This window comes from Williamsia sp. SKLECPSW1, assembly GCF_054332755.1.
This window is the reverse complement of sequence record NZ_JBTGLI010000001.1, coordinates 1,880,037-1,891,596: the sequence shown is the minus strand read 5'-3', so window position 1 is coordinate 1,891,596 and position 11,560 is coordinate 1,880,037. Positions and strand designations below refer to the sequence as shown.

Below are 11,560 nucleotides of genomic sequence, written 5' to 3'. Positions count from 1 at the left end.
GAACACTGGGCCGGCACACCGAGAGGAGAATCCCGTGCCCAGCCGTATCGGCAACCTCAAGCTGCTCACCTTCGCGTCCGACCTCGACGACAAGACCGTCGAGCAGGCGATCGAGGCCGCCCGGCTGCCGTTCGTCCACCCACACGTCGCGTTGATGCCGGATGCCCACTACGGCAAGGGGTCGTCGGTCGGCACCGTGTTGCCCACCGTCGATGCCGTGATCCCGGCCGCCGTCGGTGTCGACATCGGATGCGGCATGATCGCGGTCCGCACCGTTCTCGACGCCGACGCCGTCCGGGGACGCGACCTCGGCGATCTCCGGGCCTCCATCGAGTCCGCGATCCCCTTGTCGCCGGGCAACTACAACAACGGCGTCGACCGCTTCGACTTCACCGCGCCGAGGATCGCCTCGCTCGAGGACCGCGCCCGACGTGACGGCGTCGATCTGTCACACTCGCCGCAGTGGCGGGAGCAGCTCGGATCGCTCGGTGGCGGGAACCACTTCATCGAGCTCTGTCTCGACGAGACCGACCAGGTGTGGATGTTCCTGCACTCGGGGTCACGGGGCGTGGGTCACCGGATCGCGTCGCGGTACATCGCGCTCGCGCAGAAGCTCTGTCGGCGTTGGCACGTCCGGCTGCCGAATCCCGAGCTCGCGTACCTCCCTGCGGACACCGGGGAGCTCGACGCCTACCTCCGTGATCTCCGGTGGGCCCAGCAGTTCGCCCTCGACAACCGGGCGGAGATGATGGACCGGTTCCGCCGGGCCCTCGCGCACTGGTCGGGTGTCGACGACCCGGCCGCCCTCGAGGTCGAGCGGATCAACTGTCACCACAACTACACGACGCGCGAGACCCACGGCGGTCGTGAGCTGTGGCTCACCCGCAAGGGCGCCATCGATGCCCACGCGGGTGTCCGCGGTGTCATCCCCGGATCGATGGGGACGCGGTCGTATGTCGTGACCGGGAAGGGGAACGCGGCGGCGCTCTGCTCGGCGCCGCACGGGGCCGGACGACGGTTCTCCCGCGCGGAGGCGAAGCGACGCTTCACCGAGGCAGACCTCGCGTCGTCGATGGAAGGGATCGAATACCGCCACGGCGCCGACTGGATCGACGAGATCTCGCATGCGTACAAGGACATCGACGTCGTCATGCGCGATGCCGCGGACCTCGTGAGCGTCGACCACACCCTGCGTCAGATCCTCAACGTCAAGGGGACCTGACCCTCTCGGGCAGCGTCACCCGGCTCGGTCGGGCCGGGTGACGCCGCGGGGTCAGCCGGCCTTCTTCGCCGGCGCCTTCTTCGCTGTCGTCTTCTTGGCGGTGGCTTTCTTGGCTGTCGACTTCTTCGCTGTCGACTTCTTGGCGGCGGTCTTCTTGGCCGGCGTCTTCTTCGCGGTCGACTTCGCAGCCGGTGCCTTCTTCGCCGTCCCGCCCGAGGACCCCGACGACTCGCCCCGCCCCTTCACCGACGCACGCAGCGCGGCAAGCAGATCCGCGACCTCGGAGTCGTCGTCGGCGGAGTCGTCGGCCTCGTCGGTCGTGGGGAACGCCTCGCTCCCCTGCGCTTTCGCCTCGATGAGCTTGCTGAGCTCCAGCTGGTAGGTGTCCTCGTACTCGTCGGGGTCGAATTCGGTGGCCATGCTCTCGATGAGCGACTGTGCCATCGACAGCTCCTGCGGGCGGATCTCGGGTTCGTCGTCGAGCGAGGCGAACTCGGGCTTGCGGACCTCGTCGGGCCAGAGCAACGTCTGCAGGGTCATCACGTTCTCGTAGACGCGCAGCGCGGCCAGACGAGTGCGGTTGCGGAGGGTGAAGGTGGCGATGGCGAGACGCTCGGTGTCGGCGAGTGCCTGACGGAGCAGCACATACGCCTTGGTCGACTTCGATGCCGGTTCCAGGTAGTACGGCTTGTCGAAGAAGATCGGGTCGATCTGGTCCTCGGGTACGAAGCCGGTGATGGAGATCTCCGGGCTTCGTTGGACGGGCAGCTCGGCGAGGTCGGACTTCGTGAGGATCACCGTCTCCCCGGAGTCGGCCTCGTAGGCGTTGGCGATGTCGGAGAACTCGACCTCGGTGTCGGTGCCCTCCCGCACCTTGCGGTAGCGGATCCGGGTGCCGTCCTTGGAGTCGACCTGATGCGAGGTGCGATCGTGCGACTCCGTCGCCGAGTAGACCTTGACCGGCACGTTCACCAGGCCAAAGCTCAGATCGCCTTTCCAGATCGAGCGCATCTGCTCATTGTGCCCACCAGGGGTGCCCGATGCAGCCCCTTACACGCCCCGGACGTGCCACCTGTTCACCGAGACGTGACCGCAGCGGCGCGGTCAGAGGTCCCCGGGGCGGGCCTCCGCACGTCCGGTGTCGTCGGGACGGATTCCGGGGAGTCAGTCCGCGATGGTGAGCACGACGCGCCCTCGGGGCCGACCGTGTTCGACGAGCTCGTGGGCGTCCGCGATCCGGTCGAGCGGGAACTCCTCGATCTCGGGGACGAGTCGTGGGTTGTCGGCGGCGGCCGCGGTCAGTTCGACTGCTGCGGCGGCCTTGGCCTCGGAGGAGAAGTCGTCGCTACCGAGAAGACGAATCGACACGTTCGCGAACAGCAAGGGCCACAGCGGGATCGACGGCCTGGGCTGCGGACTGCCGTAGGTTGCGATGACGGCATCCGGGGCGACGACCTCGCTGTCGAGATCGATGTTCGCCGAGAACGCCACCTCCACCACACGGTCGACACCGTCGGGCGCAGCCGCCCGGATCCGTGCCACCGGATCGTCTGCCGTCGAGATCACCAGGTCAGCGACACCCTCGTCGACCTGCGACACGTCGTCGTCGTGACGCACCGTCCCGATCACCCTCGCCCCTCCTCGCCGCGCGAGGTGGGCGGCCAAGGAACCCACAGCTCCCTTCACCCCGTGCACGAGGACGGTGCGACCGGTGACGGGCCCGTCGGCGAACACCGCGCGATGGGCGGTGATCCCGGGGATCCCCAGACAGGCACCCACGGAGTACGAGACGTCGTCGGGAAGGTCGACCGCCATGTGGTCGGGGACCACCGTGCTCTCCGCGGCCGTGCCGAACTGCCGGTAGGACTGTGCGCCGAACACCCAGACCCGACGTCCGACCCGCCCCTGGTCCACCCCGCTGCCGACGGCATCGATGACACCTGCCCCGTCGCTGTGCGGGACGATGCGGTCGAACGCCATGGGGGAGTCGAGCCACGCCTGGCGCTTCTTGACGTCACCCGGGTTGACTCCCGATCGGTGCAGCCTGACCCGCACCTCTCCCGGGCCGGGATCCGTCCGAGGGAGCTCGCCGACCTCGAGCACCTCGCCTGCCGGTCCCTGCCTGTCGTAGAACGCTGCGCGCACGCCGTCACCCCTCACGTCGATCCGAGATAGTTTCCATGGAATAGACTACGGGCAGGCTCCGGTCCTCCGGAGACCGACGACGGAAGGGAGCAGCGGATCGACGACGACCTCGTGCTCTTCGATCGCCTGGTCCGTGCGCAGATCGTGGTGTGGAACGCGCTCGACGCGCGGCTGCGCGCGGACCACGATCTGCCGCTCACCTGGTTCGAGCCGATGAGGGTGATCGGCCGCCGGGGAACCGCCCGCGTGCAGGACCTCGCGCAGGACCTGCTCATCACGGCGGGAGGCGCCAGCAAACTGGTCGACCGCATGGAGACGGCTGGACACGTGGTCCGTGCCCGGCACCCGTCGGATCGCCGGTCGTCACACATCACGCTGACCACGGACGGCACCAGACTGCTCGCCGCGGCGGAGCGGACCGCACGAGAGACGGTTCACGATGTCGCCTGGGGTGATCTCCCCGACCGGGATCGTCGGCGGCTCATCGCTGCGCTCGACCACATCCGCACCCGCGCGTCGGCGGGCGTCTCCCTGGAATCCGCCGACTGAGGCGGAGCTCCGGACGCGGTCTAAGGTGACTGCCGTGAGCAGCATGAGCGAGCCGTCGTCGGGCGACACACTGTCCCGACCGCCGCTGGTGCGCTTCCTGCTCTACTGCTACGGCGCGAGGCTCGGCCGGTCGTATCTGCCCTGGGTGACGCGCGACCTCACCGGCAAGGGCGCGGGCGCCCGGATGGTGGTCCGGTGGGCGGTGCCCTGCATCGCCGTCCTGACGCCGTTCATGTTCGTCCCGGCGGAATGGATCGTGAAAGCCATGATGACGATCCCGATCATGCTGCCGTACATCTACTTCTCCATTGCCCTGAACCGGGTCTACCGCCGCCACCGGATGAGCCAACACGGCCTCGATCCCGCGCTGGTCGACGCGCGTGAACGGGCCAAGAACCACCACGCCGAACAGGCCTATCTCTCGAAGTACCGCGGCATGTGAAATCAGTCGGCCACCGGGTCGACCTCTCCACCGACTCGGGTGTCACGGGCGGCATACCACCCGCAGACGGCGAGCGGCGCCATCGCTGCGAGCAGGAAGAGAACTGGTGCGGTCCACGATCCCGTGGCACTGTGCACAGCCGCGACGATGAGTGGTCCCGTCGCTGCGACGAGATAACCGACCGACTGGACCATGGTCGACAGGCTCGCGGCTGTCGCCGCTGATGCCGCTCGCAAGTTGATCATGGTGAGCGCCAACGACAATTGGCCGCCCTGTCCGAGGCCGAGGAGCACTGCCCACACGAACGCCTCGCCGATCCCCCCGAATGCCACACCGCACAGTCCGCAGACGGAGAGTGCGACGACGGTCGCCGCGACGATCCGCTGACTTCTCATGCGGGCGGCCACCATCGGAACGGCGAGGGCGGTCACCACACTCGAGATGCTCAGCGCCGTCAGCAGCAGACCCGCCTGTTGCGGACCGGCTCCACGGTCGCGGTAGATCGTGGGCAGCCATCCGATGAGCGCATAGGCGAGCATCGACTGCAGTCCCATGAAGCCGGTGAGCGCCCAGGCTGTTCTCGAGGTGAGCACACGGTATGGCCGACGAGGTCCGCCGGATCGGCTCTCGACTCTGGATGCGTGGCGGTGCCGTACCGCCATGGTCGCCATGGCCGCTGTTGCGAGTACCGCGGGAACGGCCCACGCGAGCAACGTGGCGCGCCAACCTGGCAGAACATTGTCTGCCAGAGGCACGGTGACGCCGGATGCGAGTCCTGCGCTCGCGCTGACGAGCGCGGTGAGCAGGCCCGTCATGAGCCCGATGTGCCGCGGGAAGAACTGACGCACGAGGACGGGTCCGAGCACGTTGGCCACCGCGATCCCGACACCCGCCAGCAGAGTGCCGGTGACCAGGACCGGCCACGACGGGATGCCGCGCAGCGCTGTCCCACCCGCCACCACGGCGAGACATGCGGTGAGCACCGCGGGAACGGACCACCGCGAGATGAGTCGGCCGGCAGCGACACCGAACAGTCCCAGGCACACGACCGGCCCCGTCGTGAGCAGGGCAGCGCTTCCCGACCCCAGGTGGTAACCCCGGGTGATCTCGGTGATCACCGCGGATGCGCTCCCGAAGACCAGCCGCAGGTTGATCCCCAACAGCACCACTGCCACGACCGCCACACCCACACCGACGGGCCGGATCGGATCGCCGCCGGCCACGGGACGCGGAACGCCCCGCCCGACACCGACCCCCGCCATCACGTACGCATGTTTAGCAGGGCGCACGAGACGCCTGTGCTGCGGCCCGCTCGCATCACGCTGCGTCGGTCTGCGTCGAGCCGGGCTGTTCGCGCGCAGTGATCGGCACACCGGTCATCCCCACGTCGCCCTAGGCTGCACCGATGAGGACGACGTCGTGGATCGAGCTCGCAGGCCGTAATGCGGTGGCGGATTCCGTGTAAGCGATCGGGACGCTGGCGGTCAGCGAATCCCCCACCGAACGGGTGCGCTTCGACTTTCACCACGCCCCGGGCGGGAAGTGGAGGGTCGAGATCGACACCGAGCCGGTGTACCTCTCCTCGGCGACCACCACGCTGGTCAAGGTCGACGGCCAGATGCGTCAGCTCGACAGCGACATTCGGTTACCTCTCTTGGGCGCGAGGTTCAGCCCGCTTGATCTATTGGGACCGGACTCACTGCTAGGACACCTGAGTGCGGGGCTCACCGCCGCAGGGCCCGCGGAACAGACCGAGGTCGCTGGGCGCCCGGCATGGTCGGTCCGGCTGCACACATCCGACGAGCAGTCGATCTTCCTCGGTTTCGACGACGCAACCGGAATCCTGATGCGCGTGACGAACGCCGACGGTTACGCGTTGCTCGACGTCGAGAAGCTCTCCCAGCCAGACTCGTTGCCGGACTCCCTGTTCGAGTGGGACGGGCCGATCGGCCGGTTCAGGGGTGACGAAGCCGCGTCCGACCGACAGACACTCGATGCACGTGAATCGCGGTGACTTTTCGGACCTCGTCCATTGATCACTCGCCTTCGGTGCGACCTACCACCCGCGTCAGAAGGAGTAGCCGGCGATCCGATCGCGGATCTGCTGCATCTCGGCCTCGTCGGAGACCCCTTGGAAGTCGTTGCGCGGGGTGTAGGCGCGTTCGAGCCGGCTGATCTCCTCGGAGGTCAACTCGAGGTCGAGCGCCGCGACAGCGTCATCGATGTGGGATGTCCTGTTCGCCCCCACCAGCGGCGCGGTGACGACGGGCTTGCTGGTGAGCCAGGCGAGCGCGACCTGCGAGCGACTCACACCGCGGGTCTCTGCGATCGCGCCGACGGCCTCGATGATCGCGCGATCACTGTCGGCGGTGGAGCTGTAGAGCAGGTCTGCGTACCCGCCATCGGTCGCCGCACGAGTGGTCGACTTCGCTTCGTCGTGAGGGCGGGCGAGACGCCCCCGCGCCAGGGGGCTCCAGACGAGGGTGCCGACTCCTTCGTCGAGACACAGGGGGATCATCTCCCGCTCCTCTTCCCTGGCGAGCAGGTTGTAGTGATCTTGCATGGTGACGAACCGAGCCCACCCGTGTCTGCGTTGCAGGTGCAGTGCTTTCGCGAACTCCCAGGCATGCATCGACGACGCCCCCAGATACCGGACCTTGCCGGCCTTCACCAGGTCGTGTAGCGCCTCCAGGGTCTCCTCGACCGGCGTGGAATGGTCGTTGCGATGAATCTGATAGAGGTCGATGTAGTCGGTGCCCAGACGCCGCAAGCTGTGCTCGACCTCGGACATGATCGCTTTGCGGGACAACCCCTTTCCGTTCGGTCCGGTTCGCATCGGGTGCCGCAGCTTCGTGGCTATGACGACCTCGTCCCGGTTGGCGAAATCTGCCAGTGCTCGACCGAGGATTTCTTCGCTGGACCCGTAGGAGTACATGTTCGCCGTGTCGAAGAAGTTGATGCCCGATTCGAGTGCGTGCTTGATCAGGGGCCGACTGCTCTGCTCGTCGAGCGACCACACCGGATGGCCACGGTCGGGCTCGCCGTAGGTCATCGCGCCGATCGCGATCGGCGAGACGTCGAGACCGGTCGTGCCGAGTTTGGTGTAACGCATGGTGCTCCTCTAGGTTCAAACGGAGACGTCTCCGTCTGGCACCGACGCTAGTGGAGAGGTCTCCACTTAGCAAGGGAGTGTCCGATGGTCCGTTCCGACGCCCGCGACAACCGAGAGCGCGTGTTGGCTGCTGCTCGTGCTGCATTCGCCGAGGACGGCCAGACGTCGTTGAACCAGATCGCAAAGCGGGCTGAGGTGGGGCCGGGAACCCTCTACCGCCACTTCCCCACCCGCGAAGCACTGGTGCTGGCGGTCTACGAAGACGAGGTCGAGCGGATCATCGGGTCGGTGCCCGCACTGCTGGCATCCTCGACTCCGCTGGAGGCGCTGCGCCAGTGGACGACCATTCTCGTCGCAGCCATGAGACAGAAGCACGGCCTCGGCGACGCACTCGGACCCGCCGCGCACCGAGCGATCACCGAACGCACCTACGACCCGGTGATCGAGGCGATCACGACGCTGTTCGACGCCGGGAAACTCGACGGGACCATCCGCGCCGACGCCGACCCCCGCGATTTCCTACAACTCACCGCCGCGTTGTGGCGAGCAGCCCCGGGGCCAAGTGACAGGTCACCCCACATGCTCGCCCTGATCCTCGACGGGCTACGCGCCACCGACTCCACGCCGCCGCACCCCGACAGCTGATCCGCGACGACCTGAGCCCGACGACGGCCCGTGAAACGATCGTCGGACCGGTAGAACTCGCGCGGCGATCCGCTGATCTGGTCTGACACCGTATGGATCTGCTTGAAGCCGACCCTCCCCGGGGACGAGCCACGAATGCGACAGCCGCCGACACCCTGCACGACGACGTACGGTTCGCGTGTGGATGTGATCGCGACACGCCAGCGCGAGGAGCCGTCGCTGGTGGTGTGGTCGTCGATCTGGGTGAAACGGCCCGACGCGCACATCCGTTTCGACCTCACGCCCCACGACGGCGGAACGGCTCTGCGGTGGTCGTTGATGGTCGAGCCGCCTGCACCCGACGACCGGTTGTTCCGCCACCTCTGTCAGCGCATCGGTGAGCTGATCAACGCGCACCTGCGCTACACCTATGGCCAATGAGGCCTGTTCCCTGACGACGAGCTCAGCGCCGGGACGACGGCGAGCCGGCGGGGTCCACCACGGACAGCGCCGATCGGGGACATGCGCGCACAGCTCGCGCCACATGTGCGATGTCGGAGGCGGCGACCTGCGGTTCCCGCTGAACCGTGGTGCGCGGGTCGGCGATCGCGATGGGATACCCCCACGGGTCCCGCGCGAACGTCCCCGGCAGCAGTTCGGCGCACAGCCCGCGGCCGTCGCACCGGGTGAAGTCGATGTGGACCGCCACACGGTCGTTCGTCGTCACCGGCGTCCCTCCCGTCCGCGTCCGACGCAGTGGCCGTGCGCGTGATCGTGGATCTCGTCGGCGAACACCCGCAGCGCGGATCGGACGAGGCGGGCGGTCCCGTCGGGATGTGCGCAGGCGCCGCGCCCGTCGACGGTGGCGGCGAGCCGCGCCACGCGGTTCGCGGCCGCAGGGCCACCCCCTTCGATGATCTCGTGGAAACCCGCTGCCAGAGCGGGCAATCCGAACACACACGGTCCGCACTGGCCCGCACTCTCACCGGCGAGGTGATCGAGGTAGCGGGCCGTCACCTCCAGACCGCACGCTTCGGCACCGAGCGAGTGCACGATCCCGGCGCCCGGCGCAGCGCCCACCGCACGCAGCGATCTCGACGAGAGCGCCACCGTGGCGACCTCCTCACCCCGGACCCAGGTGCCGTGATAGCCGCCGATCAACACCGCCCGCGCTCCACGGTCGACGTATGCGGCCAGGGGCGCCCCGAGGTCGGACTCGGCGACCCCCCGGATGCCGCGATCGTTCGAGATCGTCACCAGCATCGACCCCGGCTCGGCCGCGGTTCCGCGGCCCCGGAACCAGGCAGCGCCGTGCCGCTCGACGAGTGCGATGTGGGCGAGTGTTTCGACGTTGTGCACCGCGGTGGGGCGGCCGTGCACCCCGCTGACCGCGGTCGGTGTCCGACGGTCGCGCGGGACTCCCGGGCCGCCGGAGATCCCGTCGACGACAGCGGTGCTCTCCCCCGAGACGAACCGGTCCGGAGCAGCCACGACGACGGGAACCCTGGTGTCCCAGCCACTGTCGACCCTCTGCCGGACGATCGCCGTGATCGCGCTCGTCGCGCCCTGGGGTACGTAGAGGTAGGTCTGTGTGGCACCGATCGCCGACGCAGCCGCCGACAGGCCGTCGAGGACGAGATGTGGTGCCTCGGTGAGCAGGACGGCGTCCTTGCGCGAGAGTGGCTCGCCCTCGGCCCCGTTCCCGACGACCACGGAGGGTCGTCCTCGGGTCATCGCGTCGCGGGCGATGGACAGCTTGGCGGCGACCGGATAGGCGGCACCGCCCCGACCGGTCAGACCCGATGCCGCGATCTCGTCGAGCAACTCCGGCCCGACGGGCCTCCGGGTCCCGTGCGTCGAGGCGTGTGTCGCGAGATCGGCGCCCACTCCGAGGAGCAGTCGACGCCGACCTCCAGGACGCGGGACGACGGATCGAAACCTGCTGGTGGCGGCGGTCATCGAGTGGCCTCCAGGACTCGGCCACCGGGTGCGGCGCGGCGGACGTGATCGAATTCGCCGGGAATGGTCCACCGCGCGACGACCGCGCCGAGGACGGTGAGAGCGCAGACGGCGCAGATCGCGATCATCCAGCCGTGCCCGACGTCGGTCCCGCTTCCCAGGGCATGGGCGAACGCGACCGGCCACAGCGCGTAGGTCGCGAGATGCACTGCGCGAAACACTCTCGGACTCATCCGATGTCGCAGGAGCGCCGTCACCACCAGCACGACGAGGAGGTCGAGTGCCAGCGTCCCCAGTCCGACCCAGAAGGGTGCATACCGCGACCGGAACGGCAGGACGACGTCGAGGAGGTCGATCTGGGCGTAGGGATCGATCACCATCGTGGTGACGTGCAGCACGATCAGGAGTGACGCGCCCAGCGCGACCGACCGGTGCAGCGACGAGAGGGCGAAGCGCGGCAGTCCGAGGAGCGGACGGCCCGCCCGGGTGGTGACACCCAGCACGATCGACAACGTCAGCAGCAGCAGTGCGGTGATGCCGGTTCCCCTGCCCAGCGCCCACAGCGCTTGGTCACTCATGCTGCCACCGCCTCCGCAGGCCACCCGGACAGTCCGACGACCGCGCCGTCCGCGTCGACGAGACGGGCGGGCAGCTCGGTGCGCCGCACGAAATCCAGACCGGCGGAGCCGTTCACGATGCACGCTGTCGAGACGGCGTTCGCGTCGACGCACCGACGGGCGACCACGGTGACCGTCCGCCACACCTCGTCGGCGGGGAAACCGGTCCGCGGATCGATGATGTGGTGGCGCTCGATGCCGTCGCTGTCGCGCCACCTCCGGTGCAGGGTGCTCGACGTCGCCACCCCGCAGTTCCCCGTGAGCGCGACCTGTGCGGTCGGCTGGCCCGGACCGTCGTCGACGAGGATCTGCCACCCGCCCTCGGGATGCATCCCCCGCGTGGCGATGTCACCACCCAGGTCGACGAGGACACCGCACCCGACCTGCGCGGCGACGACATCGGCCGCGAGGTCCGCGGCGACCGCTTTGGCCGTCGCCCCGAGGTCCAGACTCACCCCCTCCGGGACGGTCAGGGTGTCGCCGTGCCGCGAGATCATCCCGGCGTGCGCCCGGTGCGCGGCGAATCGGGACCGCAGCACGGCAGGACCGGCGTGCACGGCCGGGTCGGGGATGGCGTCGAGGTCGCGGTCGTAGCCGAGGACGACGAGGCGGTTCCCGATCGTCGGGTCGACAGCGCCGTCGGTGGCGCGCGCCGCGCCGAGTGCCGCGTCCACCAACGTCGCCAACACCGGCGAGATGCGGGTCGGCCGGCCACGTCGGATCGAATGGCAGGACAGCTCCGAGTCGTCTCGGAAACGGCTGCACGCCCGGTCGACGTCGTCGAGCACGGTGTCGACGATCTCCCGGGCGACGTCCACCGCGCCCGGGTCGGTGACGGTCACCGACGCGTCGAGTCCCCACACCCGCCATCGGCTGGTCGCGGTGTCCAT

At 68.7% G+C, this 11,560-nt stretch carries 14 protein-coding genes; 6 read left to right on the top strand and 8 right to left on the bottom strand.

Features of this window, described 5'->3' with window-relative positions:
- Window positions 1–34 precede the first annotated feature (34 nt).
- Complete coding sequence (locus ACXVUM_RS08695; protein ID WP_458521420.1) at window positions 35–1,222, top strand: RtcB family protein; 1,188 nt, start codon at window positions 35–37, stop codon at window positions 1,220–1,222.
- A 51-nt stretch (window positions 1,223–1,273) separates the two neighbouring features.
- Here the strand turns inward: ACXVUM_RS08695 and ku are convergent, their stop codons facing one another.
- Window positions 1,274–2,233 (bottom strand): non-homologous end joining protein Ku, encoded by a 960-nt coding sequence (gene ku, locus ACXVUM_RS08690; RefSeq protein WP_458521419.1) that lies wholly within the window; start codon window positions 2,231–2,233, stop codon window positions 1,274–1,276.
- 153 nt (window positions 2,234–2,386) lie between these two features.
- Window positions 2,387–3,367: an NADPH:quinone reductase gene (locus ACXVUM_RS08685; protein ID WP_458521418.1), complete on the bottom strand. Its 981-nt coding sequence runs from the start codon at window positions 3,365–3,367 to the stop codon at window positions 2,387–2,389.
- Window positions 3,368–3,478: 111 nt separating this feature from the next.
- On the opposite strand from ACXVUM_RS08685, the gene ACXVUM_RS08680 reads away from it, so the two are divergent.
- Window positions 3,479–3,916, top strand: coding sequence for a MarR family winged helix-turn-helix transcriptional regulator (locus tag ACXVUM_RS08680; protein ID WP_458521417.1), 438 nt, complete (start codon window positions 3,479–3,481; stop codon window positions 3,914–3,916).
- A gap of 43 nt (window positions 3,917–3,959) precedes the next feature.
- Window positions 3,960–4,358, top strand: coding sequence for a DUF5313 family protein (locus tag ACXVUM_RS08675; RefSeq protein WP_458522829.1), 399 nt, complete (start codon window positions 3,960–3,962; stop codon window positions 4,356–4,358).
- A 2-nt stretch (window positions 4,359–4,360) separates the two neighbouring features.
- Here ACXVUM_RS08675 and ACXVUM_RS08670 read toward each other — a convergent pair whose 3' ends face one another.
- Entirely contained in the window at window positions 4,361–5,542 is a 1,182-nt protein-coding gene (locus tag ACXVUM_RS08670) for an MFS transporter (protein ID WP_458521416.1), read from the bottom strand.
- Window positions 5,543–5,865: 323 nt separating this feature from the next.
- Between ACXVUM_RS08670 and ACXVUM_RS08665 the strand changes: the two genes are divergently transcribed.
- Window positions 5,866–6,372: a hypothetical protein gene (locus ACXVUM_RS08665; protein WP_458521415.1), complete on the top strand. Its 507-nt coding sequence runs from the start codon at window positions 5,866–5,868 to the stop codon at window positions 6,370–6,372.
- A gap of 54 nt (window positions 6,373–6,426) precedes the next feature.
- Here ACXVUM_RS08665 and ACXVUM_RS08660 read toward each other — a convergent pair whose 3' ends face one another.
- Window positions 6,427–7,470 (bottom strand): aldo/keto reductase, encoded by a 1,044-nt coding sequence (locus ACXVUM_RS08660; protein ID WP_458521414.1) that lies wholly within the window; start codon window positions 7,468–7,470, stop codon window positions 6,427–6,429.
- Between the two features lie 84 nt (window positions 7,471–7,554).
- Between ACXVUM_RS08660 and ACXVUM_RS08655 the strand changes: the two genes are divergently transcribed.
- Both ACXVUM_RS08655 and ACXVUM_RS08650 read left to right on the top strand, forming a co-directional pair.
- The gene (locus ACXVUM_RS08655) at window positions 7,555–8,115 is read left to right on the top strand and encodes a TetR/AcrR family transcriptional regulator (protein ID WP_458521413.1); all 561 of its coding nucleotides are present in this window, start codon (window positions 7,555–7,557) and stop codon (window positions 8,113–8,115) included.
- A gap of 180 nt (window positions 8,116–8,295) precedes the next feature.
- Entirely contained in the window at window positions 8,296–8,535 is a 240-nt protein-coding gene (locus ACXVUM_RS08650; protein WP_458521412.1) for a hypothetical protein, read from the top strand.
- Between the two features lie 22 nt (window positions 8,536–8,557).
- On the opposite strand, the gene ACXVUM_RS08645 is transcribed toward ACXVUM_RS08650, so the two are convergent.
- From ACXVUM_RS08645 to ACXVUM_RS08630, 4 genes are read right to left on the bottom strand one after another with little or no spacing between them, the layout of a single operon-like run.
- Window positions 8,558–8,821, bottom strand: a complete 264-nt coding sequence (locus ACXVUM_RS08645; protein ID WP_458521411.1) for a ferredoxin — start codon at window positions 8,819–8,821, stop codon at window positions 8,558–8,560.
- Complete coding sequence (locus ACXVUM_RS08640) at window positions 8,818–10,053, bottom strand: NADH-ubiquinone oxidoreductase-F iron-sulfur binding region domain-containing protein (RefSeq protein ID WP_458521410.1); 1,236 nt, start codon at window positions 10,051–10,053, stop codon at window positions 8,818–8,820. Before ACXVUM_RS08640 ends, ACXVUM_RS08645 begins: the two co-directional genes overlap by 4 nt.
- The gene (locus ACXVUM_RS08635; RefSeq protein WP_458521409.1) at window positions 10,050–10,631 is read right to left on the bottom strand and encodes a ferric reductase-like transmembrane domain-containing protein; all 582 of its coding nucleotides are present in this window, start codon (window positions 10,629–10,631) and stop codon (window positions 10,050–10,052) included. The genes ACXVUM_RS08640 and ACXVUM_RS08635 overlap by 4 nt, the downstream gene beginning before the upstream one ends.
- The gene (locus tag ACXVUM_RS08630; protein ID WP_458521408.1) at window positions 10,628–11,560 is read right to left on the bottom strand and encodes an FAD:protein FMN transferase; all 933 of its coding nucleotides are present in this window, start codon (window positions 11,558–11,560) and stop codon (window positions 10,628–10,630) included. The genes ACXVUM_RS08635 and ACXVUM_RS08630 overlap by 4 nt, the downstream gene beginning before the upstream one ends.

What these genes read in the sequence shown, in the direction of transcription:
- ACXVUM_RS08640 (WP_458521410.1), bottom strand. Translation starts at nt 10,053, where the DNA reads ATGACCGCCGCCACCAGCAGGTTTCGATCCGTCGTCCCGCGTCCTGGA.
- ACXVUM_RS08655 (WP_458521413.1), top strand. Translation starts at nt 7,555, where the DNA reads ATGGTCCGTTCCGACGCCCGCGACAACCGAGAGCGCGTGTTGGCTGCT.
- ACXVUM_RS08635 (WP_458521409.1), bottom strand. Translation starts at nt 10,631, where the DNA reads ATGAGTGACCAAGCGCTGTGGGCGCTGGGCAGGGGAACCGGCATCACC.
- ACXVUM_RS08630 (WP_458521408.1), bottom strand. Translation starts at nt 11,560, where the DNA reads ATGGACACCGCGACCAGCCGATGGCGGGTGTGGGGACTCGACGCGTCG.
- ku (WP_458521419.1), bottom strand. Translation starts at nt 2,233, where the DNA reads ATGCGCTCGATCTGGAAAGGCGATCTGAGCTTTGGCCTGGTGAACGTG.
- ACXVUM_RS08660 (WP_458521414.1), bottom strand. Translation starts at nt 7,470, where the DNA reads ATGCGTTACACCAAACTCGGCACGACCGGTCTCGACGTCTCGCCGATC.
- ACXVUM_RS08675 (WP_458522829.1), top strand. Translation starts at nt 3,960, where the DNA reads ATGAGCGAGCCGTCGTCGGGCGACACACTGTCCCGACCGCCGCTGGTG.